The organism is Streptomyces sp. NPDC004667 (assembly GCF_040609475.1).
In the GTDB taxonomy this organism is placed as follows: Bacteria; Actinomycetota; Actinomycetes; order Streptomycetales; family Streptomycetaceae; genus Streptomyces.
In genome coordinates this window covers 147,556-165,845 of the sequence record NZ_JBEXKC010000006.1, presented here as the reverse complement: position 1 = coordinate 165,845, position 18,290 = coordinate 147,556, and the positions used below count along the sequence as shown (strand labels likewise).

16 protein-coding genes are annotated in these 18,290 nt (G+C 74.6%); 6 read left to right on the top strand and 10 right to left on the bottom strand.

The genetic code is table 11. The annotated features are described in order from the left end of the window. Window positions 1–326: 326 nt before the first annotated feature. Complete coding sequence (locus tag ABZW32_RS05760) at window positions 327–1,460, top strand: C40 family peptidase (RefSeq protein ID WP_356211604.1); 1,134 nt, start codon at window positions 327–329, stop codon at window positions 1,458–1,460. Here the strand turns inward: ABZW32_RS05760 and ABZW32_RS05755 are convergent. The 5 genes from ABZW32_RS05755 to ABZW32_RS05735 are packed head-to-tail and all read right to left on the bottom strand — an operon-like array spanning window position 1,412 to window position 7,285. Then, the gene (locus tag ABZW32_RS05755) at window positions 1,412–2,671 is read right to left on the bottom strand and encodes a styrene monooxygenase/indole monooxygenase family protein (RefSeq protein ID WP_356211602.1); all 1,260 of its coding nucleotides are present in this window, start codon (window positions 2,669–2,671) and stop codon (window positions 1,412–1,414) included. The genes ABZW32_RS05760 and ABZW32_RS05755 overlap by 49 nt on opposite strands. A gap of 31 nt (window positions 2,672–2,702) precedes the next feature. After that, window positions 2,703–3,326, bottom strand: a complete 624-nt coding sequence (locus ABZW32_RS05750) for an ATP/GTP-binding protein (RefSeq protein ID WP_051840307.1) — start codon at window positions 3,324–3,326, stop codon at window positions 2,703–2,705. Further along, window positions 3,307–3,690 (bottom strand): DUF742 domain-containing protein, encoded by a 384-nt coding sequence (locus ABZW32_RS05745; protein ID WP_030225685.1) that lies wholly within the window; start codon window positions 3,688–3,690, stop codon window positions 3,307–3,309. Before ABZW32_RS05745 ends, ABZW32_RS05750 begins: the two co-directional genes overlap by 20 nt. Beyond that, window positions 3,687–4,166: a roadblock/LC7 domain-containing protein gene (locus ABZW32_RS05740; RefSeq protein WP_030225687.1), complete on the bottom strand. Its 480-nt coding sequence runs from the start codon at window positions 4,164–4,166 to the stop codon at window positions 3,687–3,689. Before ABZW32_RS05740 ends, ABZW32_RS05745 begins: the two co-directional genes overlap by 4 nt. Continuing rightward, window positions 4,163–7,285, bottom strand: a complete 3,123-nt coding sequence (locus ABZW32_RS05735) for a nitrate- and nitrite sensing domain-containing protein (protein ID WP_356211597.1) — start codon at window positions 7,283–7,285, stop codon at window positions 4,163–4,165. Before ABZW32_RS05735 ends, ABZW32_RS05740 begins: the two co-directional genes overlap by 4 nt. A 377-nt stretch (window positions 7,286–7,662) precedes the next feature. Between ABZW32_RS05735 and ABZW32_RS05730 the strand changes: the two genes are divergently transcribed. Continuing rightward, on the top strand, window positions 7,663–8,436 hold the full coding sequence (locus tag ABZW32_RS05730; RefSeq protein WP_356211595.1) for a protein phosphatase 2C domain-containing protein: 774 nt from the start codon (window positions 7,663–7,665) through the stop codon (window positions 8,434–8,436). 92 nt (window positions 8,437–8,528) lie between these two features. On the opposite strand, the gene ABZW32_RS05725 is transcribed toward ABZW32_RS05730, so the two are convergent. Together ABZW32_RS05725 and lon are read right to left on the bottom strand one after the other, a co-directional pair. After that, window positions 8,529–8,969: a MarR family transcriptional regulator gene (locus ABZW32_RS05725; RefSeq protein WP_030225696.1), complete on the bottom strand. Its 441-nt coding sequence runs from the start codon at window positions 8,967–8,969 to the stop codon at window positions 8,529–8,531. A 144-nt stretch (window positions 8,970–9,113) separates the two neighbouring features. Then, window positions 9,114–11,510: an endopeptidase La gene (gene lon, locus ABZW32_RS05720; protein ID WP_356211592.1), complete on the bottom strand. Its 2,397-nt coding sequence runs from the start codon at window positions 11,508–11,510 to the stop codon at window positions 9,114–9,116. A 173-nt stretch (window positions 11,511–11,683) separates the two neighbouring features. On the opposite strand from lon, the gene ABZW32_RS05715 reads away from it, so the two are divergent. Beyond that, window positions 11,684–12,034, top strand: a complete 351-nt coding sequence (locus ABZW32_RS05715; RefSeq protein WP_356211590.1) for a hypothetical protein — start codon at window positions 11,684–11,686, stop codon at window positions 12,032–12,034. Between the two features lie 46 nt (window positions 12,035–12,080). On the opposite strand, the gene ABZW32_RS05710 is transcribed toward ABZW32_RS05715, so the two are convergent. From ABZW32_RS05710 to ABZW32_RS05700, 3 genes are all read right to left on the bottom strand, one after another. Further along, the gene (locus tag ABZW32_RS05710) at window positions 12,081–12,836 is read right to left on the bottom strand and encodes a DUF4097 family beta strand repeat-containing protein (protein WP_356211587.1); all 756 of its coding nucleotides are present in this window, start codon (window positions 12,834–12,836) and stop codon (window positions 12,081–12,083) included. Between the two features lie 90 nt (window positions 12,837–12,926). Further along, a complete protein-coding gene (locus tag ABZW32_RS05705) occupies window positions 12,927–13,838 on the bottom strand; it encodes a sulfurtransferase (RefSeq protein WP_356211585.1) in 912 nt (303 codons plus the stop codon). Window positions 13,839–14,050: 212 nt separating this feature from the next. Then, window positions 14,051–15,388 (bottom strand): hypothetical protein, encoded by a 1,338-nt coding sequence (locus ABZW32_RS05700; RefSeq protein WP_356211583.1) that lies wholly within the window; start codon window positions 15,386–15,388, stop codon window positions 14,051–14,053. 101 nt (window positions 15,389–15,489) lie between these two features. Between ABZW32_RS05700 and ABZW32_RS05695 the strand changes: the two genes are divergently transcribed. From ABZW32_RS05695 to ABZW32_RS05685, 3 genes are all read left to right on the top strand, one after another. Beyond that, window positions 15,490–16,056 carry a hypothetical protein gene (locus tag ABZW32_RS05695; protein WP_356211580.1) on the top strand — a complete coding sequence of 189 codons (567 nt, stop codon included), beginning with the start codon at window positions 15,490–15,492 and terminating at the stop codon, window positions 16,054–16,056. Between the two features lie 180 nt (window positions 16,057–16,236). Further along, a complete protein-coding gene (locus ABZW32_RS05690; RefSeq protein WP_030225711.1) occupies window positions 16,237–16,977 on the top strand; it encodes a response regulator transcription factor in 741 nt (246 codons plus the stop codon). Beyond that, complete coding sequence (locus tag ABZW32_RS05685) at window positions 16,974–18,053, top strand: HAMP domain-containing sensor histidine kinase (protein ID WP_356211577.1); 1,080 nt, start codon at window positions 16,974–16,976, stop codon at window positions 18,051–18,053. The genes ABZW32_RS05690 and ABZW32_RS05685 overlap by 4 nt, the downstream gene beginning before the upstream one ends. Window positions 18,054–18,290: the final 237 nt, after the last annotated feature.

Sequence of the window (18,290 nt, the reverse complement as noted above, 5' to 3'; positions counted from 1 at the left end):
CATTCCGTGGCGGGACGGTCGGTCAAGGGTGGCCGAAGGCCATCGCGAAGCGACGCGACGAAGGAGCGCCCTTGAGGGACCGGCCCGCCACGGAATGCCAAAGACTGTCGGGAAGCCCCCAGCCCTCCCCCGATCCCGGCCAGGTCGAGTCCCGCCGCCCCCCGACCCCACCCGTCCCCCCACCCCGCCCAAGAGAGCACCGCCCACCCCCCGACCCCACCCGGCACGCAAAGCCCCCACCCCCACCCGGGTGACCCCGCCGTTCCGCCTCGGGGGTTGCGGGGCGGGGACGTGGCAGCATCGGGCGGTGTCGCGGAGGTGATTACATGACAAAACGACTGTTGCGGCTGGCCTGTCTGGCCGCCGTCCTCGTCGCTGCCGCCGGGCCGCCGCCCGTCGCGCGGGCCGAGCCCGTCGGGGAGTTGCTGACCCGGCTGCAGGGGCTGTACCAGCGGGCCGAGGAAGCCAGCGAGGCGTACAACGCCACCGAGGTCGCCCTCAAGGCCGGCCAGGACGAGGAGCGGCGCCTCACCGCCGAGCTCGGGCGGGCGCGTACCGCGCTCGGTGCCGAGAGGGCCACCGCCGGGCGGCTGGCCCGGGAGCAGTACCAGGGCACCCTCGGGCTCTCCCCGTACCTGCGCATGCTGCTCTCCGGCGACCCCCAACAGGCCGTCGACCAGCGCCGGATCGCCGCCCGCCAGGGAGCCCGGCAGGCCGGGGTCGTGGCGCGGTTGGAGCGCGGCGAGCAGCAGGCCGACGCCCTCGCCGGGGCGGCACGCAAGGCCCTCGACACCCAGCAGGGCCTCGCCGTCGAGCGCAGGAAGCAGCGCGAGGAGGTGACGGGCCGGCTGAAGGACGTCGAGCGGCTGCTCGCGGCGCTGACGCCCGAGGAAGTGGCGGGGCTGGACCGGCGGGAGGCGGCCGTCACCGCCGGGGCGCAGCGGGAGCTGGTGGACTCCGGCCGGCTGCCCGCCCGTACGGGGACGCCCACCGCCGCCGGGGGCGCCGCCCTGCGGTACGCGACGGCGCAGATCGGCAAGCCGTACGTGTGGGGCGCGGAGGGGCCGGCCTCCTTCGACTGCTCGGGGCTGACCTCGAAGGCCTGGGAGCACGCCGGGCGTTCCATCCCCCGGACCAGCCAGGAGCAGTGGGCGCGGCTCCCCCGGGTGCCGCTGGACCGGCTGCGGCCGGGCGATCTGGTGGTCTACTTCCCGAAGGCGACCCACGTGGCCCTGTACATCGGGGACGGGAAGGTGATCCAGGCGCCCCGTCCGGGTGCCACCGTGAAGGTGTCCCCCATCGCCGCGAACCCGTTGCTGGGGGCGGTGCGGCCGGATCCCGAGGGGATTCCGCTGGCGGAGTTCACCCCGCCGCCGCTGCCCGAGGGCGCGACGGCGGGGGACGACGCGGGCTATTCCGCCGAGATGGGGGACAGCGACGAGGACACCTCGGCCAGGTAGTCGGCCGTGTCCTCGGGCTCGTAGAAGTAGGAGTCGAAGTCGGCCGGGTTGTCGAAGCCGTTGGCGAAACGGTCCGCCACCGGCTGGAGCCGGCCGGCCGCGCCGATCAGCTCCAGCACGTGCTCCGGCGGGACGCCGAGCATGGCGTTGGTCCACTCGGTGACCGGCATGCCCGTGGTGAACCAGTACTTGTCGAAGGTGGCCTTCATCCAGGCCTCGTCGAACGGCTGGTCGCCGTGCATGAGGATGGAGGAGAGGTACGAGGCCGCGCACTTGGCGGCCGAGTTCGAGCCCTGGCCGGTGATCGGGTCGTTCGCCACGACCACGTCGGCCACGCCCAGCACCAGGCCGCCGCCCGGCAGCCGGCCGACGGGGTTGCGGACCACGGGGGCGTAGCGGCCCGCGAGGGTGCCGCCGGCGTCCGTCAGCTCCACCTTGGTGGCGCGGGCGTACTCCCAGGGCGTGAACTTCTCCATGAGTTCCAGCGTCAGCGCCAGGTGCTCCCCCGGGTCGTTGACGCCCCGGAACACGTCCAGCGGGCCACCGGGGAGGCCTTCCCAGAAGAGGATGTCGGCCCGGCCGGAGGTGGTGAGGGTCGGCATGACGAACAGTTCGCCGACGCCGGGGACCAGGTTGCAGCGGACGGCTTCGGTCTCCGGGTGTTCGGGGCGCGGCCCGAGTCCGTGGACGTAGCTGACGGCGAGGGCGCGCTGGGGGGCGTCGTAGGGCGAGCGCACCGCGTTCCGCTCGAACATGGAGACCAGTTCGCCCTTGCCCGCGGCGACCAGCACCAGGTCGTAGGTGCGGGAGAAGAAGTCCAGGTCGGCGACGGAGGCGCCGTGGATGACCAGCTGGCCGCCGCGCTGGGTGAAGGTGTCGAGCCAGCCGGCCATCTTCACGCGCTGGTCGACGGACTGGGCGTAGCCCTTGAGACGGCCGAGCCAGTCGATGGGGCGGGAGCCGTCGGGGGCGGCGACCGAGACGCCGACGCCCTCGATCCGGGGGGCCTGGCGCTCCCAGAAGTTCAGCTGGAGGTCGCGCTCGTGCTGGAGGGCCGAGTCGAACATGACTTGCGTGGACATGACCCGCCCGGTGCGGATCTCGTCCGCCGTCCGATTGGACATGAGGGTGACCTCGTACCCCTTCGCCTGGAGGCCGAGGGCGAGCTGGAGACCGGACTGGCCGGCCCCCACGACAAGTATCCTGCGCATCTCACGTTCTCAATCTGCGGGACGGTTCGGGCTATTCGGGGGTGGCGTCCAGCGCGTGGCCCACGAGGGTCAGCAGGGATTCGACGACCGTCGCCCGGCGCCGCGCGTCCATGATGACGACGGGGACCTCCGGCGGGATGGTGAGCGCCTCCCGCACGTCCTCGACGTCGTAGGCCTGTGAGCCCTCGAAGTGGTTGACGGCGACGGCGTACGGGAGCCCGCAGCTCTCGAAGTAGTCGAGCGCGGGGAAGCAGTCGCGCAGCCTGCGGGTGTCGGCGAGGACGAGTCCGCCGATGGCCCCGCGGACGAGGTCGTCCCACATGAACCAGAACCGTTCCTGGCCCGGGGTTCCGTACACGTACAGCACGAGGTCGTCGTCGAGGGTGATGCGGCCGAAGTCCATCGCGACGGTCGTCGTGTGCTTGTCCGGGGTGCCGGTGAGGTCGTCGGTGGGTGCGGCGGCCTGGGTCATCACCGCCTCGGTGCGCAGTGGGGTGATCTCGGAGACGGAGGAGACGAAGGTGGTCTTGCCGACGCCGAAGCCGCCCGCGACGAGCACCTTGACGGCGACGGGCGCGCGCGAACGGTCGTACTGCCAGGGCTGGACCGGTTCGTCGTCCAGCAGGGCGGCGGGGTCAGAGACGGCGAAGACCACTGAGCACCCTTTCCAGCAGCGCGCGTTCGGGCCGGCCGGTGCCGTGCCCGGTGCCGTAGACGCGGACCCGGCCCTGGTCGGCGAGGTCGCTGACGAGGACGCGGACGACACCGAGGGGCAGCTTCAGCAGGGCGGCGATCTCGGCGATCGTGCGCATGCGGCGGCAGACCTCGACGATGGCCCGCATCTCGGGCATGCGGTCGGGCGTCTTGGCCGGGCCGGTGTCGAGGGCGGCGACGAAGGTCTCCACCAGCAGGACCTGCGTGAAGCGGGTGCGGCCGCCCGTGAGGGAGTACGGGCGGACGCGGGCGGGGCGGCGGTCGGCGCCGCGTATCGGCAGTCGGTCGGAGGCCGTACTCCTCACGGGGTCTTCTCCATCGACTGGCGCAGTTCACTGCGGACTTCGGGGGTCAGGACGTGGCCGGCCCGGCCGACGAACAGGGCCATGTGGTAGGCGATGACGCTCATGTCGCAGTCGGGCGTGGCGTGCACGCCGAGCAGGGAGCCGTCGCTGATGGCCATGACGAAGACGGAGCCGTTCTCCATCGCCACCATGGTCTGCTTGACCGCGCCGAACTCCATGAGGGCGGCGGCGCCGGTGGTGAGGCTGCCGAGTCCGGAGACGATGGTGGCGAGGTCGGCCGAGGCTCCGCGGGGGCCCTTGGGGCGTCCCTCCTGGGGGGTGTCCGAGGCCCCCGGTTCGGAGGAGAGCAGCAGGAGACCGTCCGAGGAGACGACGGCCACGGAGTTGACTCCGGGCACCTCCTCGACCAGGTCGGTCAGCAGCCACTGCAGGTTGCGGGCCTGGGTGCTCAGTCCGTACGTACTGGGCGCGGTCATGTGCGGGCCTCCTGTGCGGTGTCCCCCTGGTCGGTGTGTCCCTGCCCCTGCCCGCGGTCCTGCGCGAGTTCGGCGGCGGCCACGCGCCGCCCGTCCTGGGCGCCCTGGTAGAACCCGCCGAGGCGACGGCGCAGTTCTTCGGCGTCCACCCGGCGCGGCTCGGGGCGGGCCGCGGCGGGGCGTCCGGCGGCGGGGCCGGGGACGGAACGCGGGGTGCGCTTGGGGAGGCCCTTGTCGGTGACGGCCTCGGAGAGGGCTGCGGCGACGGGTCCGGGGGTGGTTCCGGTGCCGGCCTCGGGTGCGTGGCCGGGGTGGCTGCCCTGGCGCGGTACGAAACCGTCCTCGGCGTCGGCGACGCGCCGGTGGGCGGTCGTCTCGGCCTCGGGTGGGGTCACGGTGAAGCCCTGCGCGTCCGGTTGGCCCTCGGCCTGGGGGACGACGCGGGCCAGCAGTTCCTCGGCCGGGGTCTCCGGCTCGGCGAACGCCGTGAAGACCTGGTCGGCCGGGGGCGGCGGGGCGTCCTCGAAGGCCTCGGCCAGCGGGACGACCCGGGTGGGGGCCTCCTCGTCCGGTACCTCGGCGGGCTCCGCCGGGGCGTCGGACGCCGGGGGCTCTGACCCCGGCGACTCGGACACGAGGGCGTCGAACACCGGGGCGTCGGACGCCAGGGGCTCGGTCGCCTGGGCGTCGGAGGCCGGAGCGTCAGGCTCCGGGGACTCGGACTCCGGGGACTCGGACTCCAGGGCGTCGGCCACCTGGGCGTCCGGCACCTGGGCGTCGGCCTCGAAGGCTTCGGCCAGGGTGACCACGCGGGCCGGAGCCTCCGGCTCCGTGTCCTCGGCCGCCGTCTCGGAGCGCGCGAGCAGCCCCTCCGACAGCGGGCCGTCCGACAGGAGGCCGTCCGTCACGGAGCCGTCCGTCACGGAGCCGTCCGCGACCTCGCCCGGCAGGGCCTCCGCGAGGGCGCCTTCCACTTCCGCCTCCGCCGTCACGGGCTCCGGGCGGAGCCTCGGCGGCAGGGTGTTCTCGTTGGCCTCGGCGACCACCCCGGGCAGCTGGAGCGCGGGAGCGCCCGGCGAGGCCAGGGTGTGCACCGGAGAGGCCGGCGGACCGGCGGGGAGCAGGTGCGCGGGGATGACGACCAGCGCCTCCGTGCCACCGTGCCGCGGGGCACGCAGCTCGGCCGTCACGCCGTGGCGCGCCGCGAGCCGCCCGGCGACGTACAGGCCGAGGCCCAGACCGTGCTCGGCCTCGGGCTCCTCGTCGTAGGCCTCGGGGGTGGACAGGCGCAGGTTCAGCGCGTCGAGCCGGTCGCCGCTGACGCCGATGCCCTCGTCGACGACGGTCAGGACGACGTCGCCGGAGTCCCGGACCAGGCCGGAGACCTTCACCTTGACCTCGGGCGGCGAGAAGGTGGTGGCGTTCTCCAGGAGTTCGGCCAGGACGTGCGAGATGTCGTCGGCGGCGTGCCCGGCGACCTGCGTCGCGATCGGCATGACGGCCAGGTCGACCCGCTCGTAGCGCTCGATCTCGCTGACGGCGGCCCGCATGACGTCGACCAGCGGCACCGGCAGGCTCTGCCCGTGGCCGTGTTCCTGTCCGGCGAGGACCAGCAGGTTCTCGTTGTGGCGGCGCATCACGGTCGCCAGGTGGTCCAGCTTGAAGAGGGTGGCGAGCCGGTCCGGGTCGCCCTCCTTGGACTCCAGTTCCTCGATGACGGCGAGTTGCCGCTCGACCAGGCCCAGGGTCCGCAGCGAGAGGGAGACCGAGGTCGTCGACATGACCCGGCGGTGTTCCTCCAGCCCGGCCCGCAGTTCCTTGAGTTCCGCCTCCAGCGCCTCGCGGCCCGAGGAGAGGGCCTCGTTGCGGCCGATGAGGCGGCGCCGGTCGGCGTCGAGGCCGGCGATCTTCGTGTGCAGGGCGACCGTCTGGTCCCGTACGGCGTTGAGGTGGCGCACGACCTCGGCGAACTCGTCGTTGCGGCCGGTGAAGCGCACCGGCTCGACGGAGCCCTCCGGGGTGGCCAGCCGCTCCGCGCCGCGGCGCAGCACGGACAGCGGACGGGTCAGGGAGCGGGCGATCGCGGTGGAGAAGCCGATGACGAACAGGAAGAGCACGCCGAGGCCGGCGACCATCAGTTCGAGCCGGGTCACGTCGTCGTCGCGCAGGGTGGCGAGGGCGGTGGCCCGCTGGCCGGCGAGGGTGGACTCCACCGACCGCATCCGGTCGATCCGGGCGGTGAGCGCGGTGGCGACGGCGCCGGCGTCGACCTTGCGGTCGGCCGGGGTGAGGGTGGGCCGGTCGGTGAGCCGCTTGAGGTGGTCCTCGGCGGTCTTGACCTCGGGGCCGGTGACGGTGACCGCGAGGGTCTGCCGTACGTCGGGGCGCGCGGCGCGGTTGAAGTCGTCCAGCGCGGCCTGCTCCCGGACCCGGGACCGCTGGGCGGCGGCGGTGAGTTCGTCGGCGACGGCGGCGCCCGGAGGCTGCTCGGCCCGGGGGACGGCCAGCGCGGCGAGCAGCAGTCCGCGGGTGGCGGAGGCCTGGTCGACGGCCTGTCCCAGCGGGGCCATGGGCCGGGTGAGGGCCAGGGCGGCCTCCGCGCGGGGCGGGGTGAGTTCGGCGAGCCGGTCGCCGGGCGCGAGGAGTTCGGTGATGGCGCCCGCGTAGGCCTGCTGGGCGGCGAGGGCGGTGCCCTTGCCGTCGACGGCCTCGGTGCGGACGCCCTTGATCCGGCCGAGGGCGCGGGCGAGTTCCCCGTCGGCCTCGGGCCTGATCTCGGCGATCTGCCGGTCGGTGCGCGCCGTGCGCTCGTCGATGGCGGCCTTGGCGTTGCCGGGCCGTCCCTTCGCCGCGTACTCGACGACGGCGTCGCGCTCGTCGCCGAGGAGGTGGGCGAGGGTGAGGGTGTGCTGCGTCTGTTCCGCGAGGGTGACCAGGCGCTGTGAGTCGTTCAGTTCCCTCGTGGCGGAGACGACGGCGGGGGTGCCGGCCGCGAGGACGGTGAGTCCGGCGACTGCCACCCCGATCACCAGCCTGCGGCGGACGCGGACGCGCCGTCCTGCGATGGCGGGTCCGTCGGCGCTGGCGGTGCCGTTCTTCCGAGACCGCTTCTTCTGCACCGGTGCTCGCAATCCTGTACGTGTGCTCGTGCTCGTCTACTCGTGTGGCCGAGGTAACGGCCGGTCAACAAGTAAACGCCCCCTGCCCCCTCGTACCGCCTCAGACCTTTGCAGCGTGTTGGGAGGAGAGCCGCACATCGCCCACCCGGCCACTCGAAGGAGTGAACATCACGGAGGAGTGGCCGACCAACTCGGGCACCCCGTGTCAGGGGGCCGCCGTGGACGGGTGGTTGAAAGATCGAGCCGGGCTTTGGCACTATGCCCGCCCACATGCCCGCGGGGCCGCTCCGGCCGCGGTGCGGGCGCGCGGCCCGTACACACCGTGATTGGTATGGACCTTACGGGGCCCGGGAGTTCCCGGCGGGCAGAATGTCCGTATGCGCATCGACCTGGCCTCGGCCCCCGGCAACCCGGAACGCCCCAACGAGGACTGGGTGTCGGCCGCGATACCTGCGACGGGAGGTGGCGTCCTGGTCGTCCTGGACGGAGTCACCCCGCCGCGCGGCGACGACGGGTGCGTGCACGGAGTGCCCTGGTTCTCGGCGCGGCTCGGCGGCCGATTGACCGAACTGTCCGGATCGCGACGGGACATGCCGCTGGACCGGATCCTGGCGCGCGCCATCGGCGACACCGCCGACGCACACCGTCAAACCTGTGACCTTTCTCACGTCCGCACCCCGCAGGCGACGGTCGTCGTGGTGCGCTGGGACGGGGCCCGCGTGGAACACCTCGTGCTCTCGGACTCCGTGCTCCTGCTCCGCGCGCCCGACGGCGGGGTGACGGCGGTGCTCGACGACCGGCTGGACCGGATCCCGCGCGAGGTGCTCGGCTCGGTGGCGGCGACGGACGCGCTGCGCAACGCCGCCGGGGGCTTCTTCACCGCGGCGGCCGATCCGGCGGTGGCGGCCCGCGCGGTCACCGGGCACACCCCGCGCGGGGAGGTGGCGGCGGTCGCGGCGCTGACGGACGGGGCGAGCCGGTGGACGGACACGTTCGGGGAGGGCGACTGGGCCGCCTGTCTGGACGTGCTGCGCGAGGAGGGCGCCGAGGGGCTGATCGGGCGGGTACGGGCGATCGAGTCCGATCCGCTGCGTCCGCCGGCCCGGCACAAGCGGCACGACGACGCCTCGGCGGTCTACGCGGAGCTCTGAGCCCGCACGGCGACCGGCCCCGCTCCCCCGGGGCGACCGGCCCTCATTCCCCCGGGCCGGCCGGTTCGCTCCGCCTGCTCCGCCTGCTCCTCCTACTCCTCGCCGGAGTTCAGCTGGTTGAGCAGGCGGGCCAGTTCCGCCACCTCGCCCCGGTCCCAGTCGGCCAGCTTGCGCATGTACTGCTCGCGGCGGGCTCCCCGTACGCGCAGGAAGCGGGCCCGGCCCTCGTCGGTGAGGCCGACGAGGAAGGCGCGGCCGTCGGCCGGGTCCGGCTCGCGGGCCACCAGGCCCAGGACCTCCAGGGCGCGCAGCTGGCGGCTCATGGTGGCCTTGCCGACCCCGAAGTAGGCGGCGAGCTCGGTGGCCCGCTGGCGGCCGGCGGCCTCCAGCCGGACGAGCAGCCCGTACGCGGCGGGCTCCAGCTCCGGGTGGAGCGCCCGGGCCATCTCGCCGGAGGAGGCGCGGGCCCGCCGGAGGAAGACGGACAGCTCCCGCTCCAGGGCAAGGAACTCCTGGTCTTCGCTCCCGTGCACGTCCGGCTCCGATCGGTGGTGGTGTCCCGCTGCGGGCCCGCTCCGGGCCCGCTGTAGGGGCCCAGTATTTCGCAGGGGGCGTGCCGACGGCCCGGGGCCCCGCCGATGCGGGTCCCCGGGCCGTGCGGAGCTCTCGTGCGCAGGTCAGGCGGCCTTGGTGAAGGAGATCGCGGCCGGGGACAGGGCCAGCTCCAGCACCTGGCGCACGTCCGTCACCGGGTGCACCTCCAGCCCCTCCAGCACCTCGGCCGGGACGTCGTCCAGGTCGGCCTCGTTGCGCTTGGGGATGATCACGGTGGTCAGGCCCGCCCGGTGCGCGGCCAGCAGCTTCTGCTTGACCCCGCCGATGGGCAGCACCCGGCCGGTGAGGGAGACCTCGCCGGTCATGGCCACGTCGGTGCGGACCTGGCGGCCGGAGAGCAGCGAGGCGAGGGCCGTGGTCATGGTGATGCCCGCGCTGGGGCCGTCCTTGGGGACCGCGCCGGCCGGGAAGTGGATGTGCACGCCCCGGTCCTTGAGGTCGGCGACCGGCAGCTCCAGTTCCGCGCCGTGCGAGCGCAGGAAGCTCAGCGCGATCTGCGCCGACTCCTTCATCACGTCGCCCAGCTGGCCGGTGAGGGTGAGCCCGGCGGCCCCCGTCTCGGGGTCGGCGAGCGAGGCCTCGACGAAGAGCACGTCGCCTCCGGCGCCGGTCACGGCGAGGCCGGTGGCCACGCCGGGGACGGCGGTGCGCCGTTCCGCGGGGTCCTGAGCGGACTCCGGGACGTGGTGCGGCCGCCCGATCAGGGCGCGCAGGTCGTCGGCGCCGATGGTGAAGGGCAGTTCCCGCTCGCCGAGCTCGTGCTGGGAGGTCACCTTGCGCAGCAGCCGGGCGATGGACCGCTCCAGGGTGCGCACGCCCGCCTCGCGGGTGTACTCGCCCGCGAGCCTGCGCAGGGCCTCCTCCTCCAGTACCACCTCGTCGGCGGCCAGGCCCGCACGCTCCAGCTGGCGGGGCAGCAGGTGGTCGCGGGCGATGACGACCTTCTCGTCCTCGGTGTACCCGTCGAGGCGGACCAGTTCCATGCGGTCGGCCAGGGCCTCGGGGATGGCTTCGAGGACGTTGGCGGTGGCCAGGAAGACCACGTCGCTCAGGTCCAGTTCCACCTCCAGGTAGTGGTCGCGGAAGGTGTGGTTCTGCGCCGGGTCCAGGACCTCCAGGAGGGCGGCGGCCGGGTCCCCGCGGAAGTCGGAGCCGACCTTGTCGATCTCGTCGAGGAGGACGACCGGGTTCATGGAACCGGCCTCCTTGATCGCGCGGACGATGCGGCCCGGCAGGGCGCCGACGTAGGTGCGGCGGTGGCCGCGCACCTCCGCCTCGTCGCGGACGCCGCCGAGGGCGACGCGGACGAACTTGCGGCCCATGGCGTGGGCCACGCTCTCGCCGAGGGAGGTCTTTCCGACGCCGGGCGGGCCGACGAGCGCGAGCACGGCTCCGCCGCGCCGGCCGCCGATGACGCCCATGCCGCGCTCGCCGCGCCGCTTGCGGACGGCGAGGTACTCGGTGATGCGGTCCTTCACGTCGCCGAGTCCGGCGTGCTCGGCGTCCAGGACGGCGCGGGCGCCCTGGATGTCGTACCGGTCCTCGGTCCGCTCGTTCCAGGGCAGTTCGAGGACGGTGTCCAGCCAGGTGCGGATCCAGGAGCCCTCCGGGCTCTGGTCGCTGGCGCGTTCGAGCTTCTCGACCTCCTTGAGGGCGGCCTCGCGGACCTTCTCGGGGAGGTCGGCGGCCTCGACGCGGGCGCGGTAGTCGTCGGACTCCTCGCCCTCCTGCTCCCCGTTCAGCTCGCGCAGCTCCTTGCGGACGGCTTCGAGCTGGCGGCGCAGGAGGAACTCGCGCTGCTGCTTGTCGACGCCGTCCTGGACGTCCTTGGCGATGGATTCGGCGACGTCCTGCTCGGCGAGGTGGTCGCCGAGCGCCTTGACGGCGAGCCTGAGGCGGGCGACCGGGTCGGCGGTCTCCAGCAGTTCCACCTTCTGGGCGGTGGTCAGGAAGGGCGAGTAGCCGGAGTTGTCGGCGAGCGCCGAGACGCCCTCGATCTGCTGGACCCGGTCCACGACCTGCCAGGCGCCGCGCTTCTTGAGCCACGTGGTGGCGAGGGCCTTGTACTCCTTGACGAGCTCGGCGACCGCCCCGGGCAGCGGATCGGGCACCTTCTCGTCGACGGTCTCGCCCTCCACCCAGAGCGCGGCCCCGGGCCCGGTCGTGCCGGCCCCGATCCTGACGCGCCCGCGTCCGCGGATCAGCGCGCCGGGATCCCCGTCGGAGAGCCGGCCGACCTGCTCGACGGTCCCCAGCACGCCGGTGCCGGTGTACTTGCCGTCGACCCGGGGCACGAGCAGGACCCGGGGTTTTCCGCTCCCGGCCGCCGCCTGCGCTGCCTCCACGGCTCCGCGCACCTCGGCGTCGGACAGGTCCAGCGGAACGACCATTCCGGGCAGCACGACCTCGTCGTCGAGCGGCAGCACGGGCAGGGTGAGCGTTACGGACGTCGAAGCCATGATCTTCCCTCCGGCAGTGAAGTTGAGCTATGCCGACTCAATGCATCTGCGCCCCACGATGTTCCCCAACTCCCGTTCGCCGGGGGCGAACACCTGCGCGCAGGCCCCCGGGGCTGCTGTGAGCTGCGAGTTCTCGACCCGAGAAGACCGGACGCGAAGAAGGGAGGGCGGCCGTGACCGTCCCCGAATGCCCGCGCTGCGGGCGGGAGCCGGCGTCGTTCCAGGTCCTGCGGCGCAGGAACCTCTGGGGCGGCGGGCCGCCGCGGCCGAGGAGCGACGAGGAGTGGTGGAACTGCCCCGGCTGCGACTGGCTGGGCGTCCGGAACCCGCCGGACGGCCCCCTCCGGCCGATGCGGCGGCTGGAGGGGGAGGAGGAGGTGTGCGTGTTCTGCGGGTCCGAGGGGAACGTCGCCGGAGTCCCGTGGCGGCACGAGGACGGCGGGATGCGGGACTGGATCGTCTGCCTGGCCTGCGGCACGAGCAACCAGCGCCGCGTCGACGCGCCTCCCGGCCCCTCCCGCTGAGGACGGGACGTTCCGGCCCGCTGCGGGGGTGGCACGGGCGTCCGCGTCAGCCGGAGACGTGGAGGTCCCCCGAGGTGGTGCGGAAGGACAGCCGGGAGGGCGCGGCGGGGGTGGAGGCCAGGGTGACGTCACGGTCGCCGGAGGTCGTGGAGGCCGTCACCTCGTACGGGGCCTCGGGCAGCCGGGCCCGGACCTCCCCCGAGGCGGTGGTGACCGACAGCGAGGCCGGGGGCGCGGCGAAGCCGAGGGTGGCGTCGCCGGAGCCCGAGCGGATCTCGGCGTCGGGGGCGCGCAGGTCGGTGGCCTCGATGTCGCCCGACGCGGTACGGATCCTCAGCGGGCCGGCGATCCGCTCGGCGCGCACGTCCCCGGAGTCGGAGGTGACCTCGGCGGCCGCGACCCCCGCCACGGTGATGCGGCCGCTGCTGTTGTCGAGGCGGACCTTCGCGGAGGCGGGCACCTCCAGGCGGTAGTCGACCCAGCAGGAGTCCGCGCAGCCCGTGGTGAAGGTCAGTACACCGTCGGAGACCCGCTGGCCGGGCTCGGGGGTCCGGTCGCCGCGGTAGTGCACGGTCCGGTGGACGTTCACCCCCGGGCCGGTGCCGGGGGTGACCTCGATGGAACCGCGGCGCGCGTCCGTCACCTCGACCGCCGTGACGGCCTCGGTCACGGTGGCGTCGGCGGTGAGGCTCCTGGTCGTGCCCCCGGGCAGGGAGCAGCCGGCGAGGAGGAGCGCGGCGACGGTGACGACGCCGCCGAGGGCCTTCCGGCCGGGGCGGGCTGACGCGATGTGGGCTGACATGCCGTCCACTCTCGCCGCCCCGGGGCCGCCGGGCGCTGGGGCCGGCACCCGGAGCCGGGGTGGGGTTGTCCCCCGGTCGGGGCGGGGCGGTCAGGGGCCGGAGGTCACCGGGCGGTCCGGGGAGGGGAGTCCCCATTCGCTCCAGGAGCCGTCGTACACCGCCAGCCCGTCCTCGCGGCCGGCCAGGGTCGCGCCGAGGGCGAGGACGCAGGCCGTCACCCCCGAGCCGCAGCTGAAGAAGAGGCGTTCGCGGCCGTCCGCCACGGCGGCGAACGCCGTACGCAGCTCCTGCGTCGGCCGCATCCGCCCGTCCGGCCCCTGCAGTTCCCCGAACGGCAGGCTGACCGCGCCCGGCATGTGACCGCCGCGCAGTCCGGGCCGCGGTTCGGGGGCGGTGCCCTCGAAGCGCTCCCGGGTGCGGGCGTCCAGGACGACGGCCGCCGGATCGGCCAGCGCCGCCGAGACGGTGTCGGCGTCCACCAGCAGCCCGGGGCGCGGCCGGGCGGTGAAGGAGCCGCGCAGGCCCCCGTACGCCGCCGGGACGTCCTCGACGGGCAGGCCCGCGGCGGTCCAGGCGGGCAGGCCCCCGTCGAGGACGGCGGCGCGGGTGAAGCCCATGGCGCGCAGCATCCACCAGGCGCGGGCGCTGGAGTAGATCCCGGCGCCGTCGTAGACGACCACGGTGTCGGTGTCGTCGAGGCCGAGGCCGCGCATGGCGTCGGCGAACTCCGCGGCGGCGGGCATGGTGTGCGGCGCGGCGGCGGTGTGGTCGGACAGGACGCCGTCGAGGTCGAAGGGCCGCGCGCCGGGGATCCGGGCGGGGGCGCCCCGGTGGGCGCCGACGGAGGCGTCGAACAGGACCGGCCCGGTCCCGCCGATCCGCTCCGCGAGCCACTCGACCCCCACGAGCGGCCCGAACGCGGCGGGGTCGGGACGGGTGGAGTCCGGACCGGCGGCGTCGGGACCGGTGGGGTCCGGACCGGTGGGGTCGGGTGTGGGCATGCGGCACCTCCGGATGCGCGCCGGGCTCCGCCCGCCGGGGCGTGCCGCCCGACGGGGTGTCTGACGCGGGTCGCACCATCCTCCCCCGGCCCCCGCCGGCGGGGGCAACGGGCCCCGGCCGGGGGCGAGTCGGCCCCGGCCGGCCCGGCCGGACCCCGGCCCGGCTCAACCGCAGCCGCAGCCGCAGCCGCCCACCGTGGCCCCGGCCCGGCTCAGCCGCAGCCGCCCGCCCTCGCGTACACCGCGACCCGGGCTCCCCGCACCGGCGTCACCGAGCAGCGTTCGAAGCCGGCGGCCAGCGCCTCCCGCTTGGCGGCCTCGCGCGGGTACGGGTCCAGCGGCTGCCCGTCCGGGTCCAGCAGGGCGACCACCCGGGGCGAGCGCAGCAGCGCCTCCCGGATCCGCTCCGGGGGCAGTTCGGTGCCCTGGAGGGTGTCCGAGGCCCGGGGGGAGCGTTCCAGGGCCACGTCGCGCAGGCCCGCGTAGGCGGCGGGCGAGGACAGCAGCCACTCGCGCCGCCGCGACGGCATGAACAGCACCGCGTCCCCGGGGCGGGCCCGCTCCCGGACGGCGGCGGCCACCGCGAGGACGTCGTCCTTGCGGCTCTCGGGGGTCCGCAGCCACACCGACCACCAGCCCAGGGGCACCAGCAGGACGGCGACCAGCAGCCAGGGCCGCCGGCCGCGCGCGGGGGCGAGCCGGGCCCCGACGAGGAGGGCGGGTCCGGCGAGCGCGTAGAGGACGTACCGGTCGACGTACCAGGGGTGCACCAGGGACACCGTCATCAGCAGTCCGGGCGGCAGCAGGGCCAGCGGTACGGCGACCCGCGCCAGGTCCGCGAGGCCCCGCTCGCGGGCGCCCCGCGCGAGCAGCAGCACCGCGCCCGCCAGCACCCCGTAGGCCGCCCAGTCCTGCCAGGAGGGCCGTCCGAGCCAGCCCAGCTGCGCCCGCGCCTGTCCGGCGCTCAGCAGTGCCAGCGGCGCCAGCCCGGCCACCACGGCCGCCGCGCTCCACCGCCAGCCGCGCGAGCGACGGGCGACGGGGGCATGGGCGAGCAGGGCCAGGACGGCGAACTCGTGCAGCCAGCAGCCGAGGAGCAGCACGGCGGCGTAGGCAGCCCACCGCCCGCACAGCATCAGGTGGGTGGCCCAGACCACCGCCGCCGAGACGAGGGCGTACGAGCGTCCTTCCTGGGCGTAGGCCTGTACGGGCGGGAGCAGGGCGTAGGCGGTGCCGGCGAGGAGCGCGGCCCGCTCCCCCGCGAGGCGGTGGGCGATCGCGGCCACACCTGCGGCGGCGAGGGCGGCGCCGGCCACGGAGGGCAGGCGCAACGCCCACAGGCCCCCGTCCCACAGGTCGAAGACCGTGTGCATCAGCAGGTAGTACAGGCCGTGGACGGCGTCGACCCGTGCCAGGAGTCCGGCGAGATCGGCCAGGGGGCGGTGGGCGACCTGCCAGGTGGTGGACTCGTCGCGCCACATGCTGCCGCCGCCGGGTCCGCGTTCCAGCGCGAGGACGCCGAGGAGGACGGCGAGCAGCGGGGGCAGCAAGCGCCATGCGGCGATGCGGCGGATGACGGCCTCCGGGGATGGGTTCCGTGGTGGGATGGAAGTCCATGGTCGGGGTCGGCCGGGGTACCCGGGAGGCGAATGTGCGAACGGTACGGAACGGGCGGACGGCGGGGACGGCGGCGGGGGCCCTGCTGGCGGTGGCGGTACTGGTCGGCTGCGGCGCGGGCGGCGGCTCCCCCGGGCCCGGCGGACCCTCGGCCGGGGCGACATCCGGCGCGACGGCCGGGGTGACGGCCGGGGTGACATCCGGCGCCACCGCCGGGACCCCGGCGTCCCCGGGCCGTCCGGCCCCGTCGGCGTCCCCGAGCCCGGATCCCGCCGCCGAGCGGCTGGTCACCGTCACCCGCACCGGCGGGTTCGCCGGCCGTACGGTCGTCCTCACCGTCCGGGGCGACGGCTCGTGGACCCGGACGGCGGGCACCGCGCGGCCGGAGGCCGGGCAGCTGCCCCCGTCCGCTCTGGAGGCGCTGCGCACCGCGCTGCGCGCCGCGGACCTGCCGCGCCTGCCGGCCGACGCGACGACGGACCCGCCGGTCTACGACGGCTTCGCCTACACGTTCGTGTACGAGGGGTCCACGGTGAGCTCCGACCAGGGCTCGCTGACACCCGGACTGGAGCGGGTCCTGGCGGCCCTGCCGGGCTTCTAGGGCCGTGCCCGGACGGGTCCACCGGGCCGCCGACCCTTTCCGGCCACCGCCCCGCGCGTTGTCCGGCAACACGGTGCGCGGCCCGTTCACCCGTTCGTTCGCTGTCCGAACCGCACATAGCCGCAGGCCGGTGCCTCCTCTACGCTGCACCCCATCACGCGGGATCTTCAGGGGCGGGACATGGAACAGACACACACCACCCACAACGGCGCCGCGGCCACCCCGGGCGCCCAGCGGCGCGTGCTCGTGGTCGAGGACGACCGCACCATCGCCGACGCCATCGCGGCCCGGCTGCGGGCGGAGGGCTTCCAGGTGCAGACGGCCTACGACGGGCCGGCGGCCGTGGCCGCCTCCGAGAGCTGGCTGCCGGAGCTGCTGGTGCTCGACGTCATGCTGCCGGGCTTCGACGGGCTGGAGGTGTGCCGCCGGGTCCAGGCGCAGCGGCCCGTTCCGGTGCTGATGCTCACCGCCCGGGACGACGAGACCGACATGCTGGTCGGGCTCGGGGTCGGGGCGGACGACTACATGACGAAGCCGTTCTCCATGCGGGAGCTGGCCGCGCGGGTCCACGTACTGCTGCGCCGGGTGGAGCGGGCCACGCTGGCCGCGACCGCCCCGCGCGGGGCCACGCTGCGCCTGGGCGACCTGGAGATCGACCACGCGCAGCGGCGGGTCCGGGTGCAGGCGGAGGACGTGCACCTGACGCCGACCGAGTTCGACCTGCTGGTGTGCCTGGCGGGGACGCCCCGCGCGGTGCTCTCGCGGGAGCAGCTGCTCGCGGAGGTCTGGGACTGGGCGGACGCCTCGGGCACCCGTACGGTCGACAGTCACATCAAGGCGCTGCGCCGGAAGATCGGCGCGGAGCGGATCCGGACGGTCCACGGCGTCGGGTACGCCCTGGAGACCCCGGCGCAGGCGTGAGCGACCGGCCCCCGGGACCGGGGTTGCGGCCCTACTCGCCGTTCTCGATCAAGACGAAGCTGGGCACGCTCGTCGTGGTGTCGGTGTTCATCACCACGGGTCTGCTGATGGTGGCGCTGCGCACGGCCACGGAGGTCCGGTTCATCACGGTCTTCTCGGTGATCGCCTCGATGCTGATCACCCAGTTCGTGGCGCACAGCCTGACGGCCCCGCTGGACGACATGACGACGGTGGCCCGCGCCATCTCCCACGGGGACTACACGCGCCGGGTGCGCGGCGCCGGACGCCGCGACGAGCTGGGCGATCTGGCCGCGACGATCAACCTGATGGCCGATGACCTGGAGGCCGTGGACAGGCACCGTAGAGAACTGGTCGCGAACGTCTCGCACGAGCTGCGCACGCCGATCGCGGCGCTGCGGGCGGTGCTGGAGAACGTCGTGGACGGGGTCTCGCAGGCCGATCCGGAGACGATGCGCACGGCCCTGAAGCAGACGGAACGGCTCGGCCGGCTGGTGGAGACCCTGCTGGACCTGTCCCGGGTGGACAACGGGGTGGTGCCGCTGAAGGCGCGCCGGTTCGAGGTGTGGCCGTACCTGTCGGGGGTGCTGAAGGAGTCGGGGCTGGCGGCCGCGGGGCGGCCGGGGCTGACGTCCGGTTCGGGCGGGCACACCCGTAATGACGTGCACCTCCACCTGGACGTGTTCCCGCCGGAGCTGACGGCGCACGCCGATGCGGAGCGGCTGCACCAGGTGGTGGCGAACCTGATCGACAACGCGGTCAAGCACAGTCCGCCGCACGGCCGGGTGACGGTCCGCGCCCGGGCCGGCGACGCGCCCGGGAGCCTGGCCCTGGAGGTCGTCGACGAGGGTCCGGGAATTCCGGAGGCGGAGCGGCACCGGGTCTTCGAGCGGTTCAACCGGGGCGCGGCGCGCGGCGGGGACGGGGGTACCGGGCTGGGTCTGGCGATCGCCCGCTGGGCCGTCGGCCTGCACGGCGGGCACATCGGCGTGGCCGAATCGTCACGGGGTTGCCGAATCCTTGTCACTCTTCCGGGCAGCTCACCGGCATCGTCTTGACGTAGGGTTCTGGTGGGAAGGACATGATCTCGGCCACACGTGCCCGGGGTCGTCAGGGGTGCGAAGCCACGGGGGTCGCAACCTGGGTGCCCCCTACCCGAACCACGCTTGTTTCCCGCCATTCCACGTGGTGAAACCCGCCGTTCGATGTGACCTGCGCGACGTAAGTCCCGCCCGGCCTGCAAGGCACCGTCCAGGAGGCGTAGCCTTTATTCCCGCTGTCCATACCTTGTGAAG

Coding starts and splice junctions, on each gene's coding strand:
- ABZW32_RS05760 (WP_356211604.1), top strand. CDS start 327: ATGACAAAACGACTGTTGCGGCTGGCCTGTCTGGCCGCCGTCCTCGTC.
- ABZW32_RS05755 (WP_356211602.1), bottom strand. CDS start 2,671: ATGCGCAGGATACTTGTCGTGGGGGCCGGCCAGTCCGGTCTCCAGCTC.
- ABZW32_RS05740 (WP_030225687.1), bottom strand. CDS start 4,166: ATGACCGCGCCCAGTACGTACGGACTGAGCACCCAGGCCCGCAACCTG.
- ABZW32_RS05730 (WP_356211595.1), top strand. CDS start 7,663: ATGCGCATCGACCTGGCCTCGGCCCCCGGCAACCCGGAACGCCCCAAC.
- lon (WP_356211592.1), bottom strand. CDS start 11,510: ATGGCTTCGACGTCCGTAACGCTCACCCTGCCCGTGCTGCCGCTCGAC.
- ABZW32_RS05710 (WP_356211587.1), bottom strand. CDS start 12,836: ATGTCAGCCCACATCGCGTCAGCCCGCCCCGGCCGGAAGGCCCTCGGC.
- ABZW32_RS05705 (WP_356211585.1), bottom strand. CDS start 13,838: ATGCCCACACCCGACCCCACCGGTCCGGACCCCACCGGTCCCGACGCC.
- ABZW32_RS05690 (WP_030225711.1), top strand. CDS start 16,237: ATGGAACAGACACACACCACCCACAACGGCGCCGCGGCCACCCCGGGC.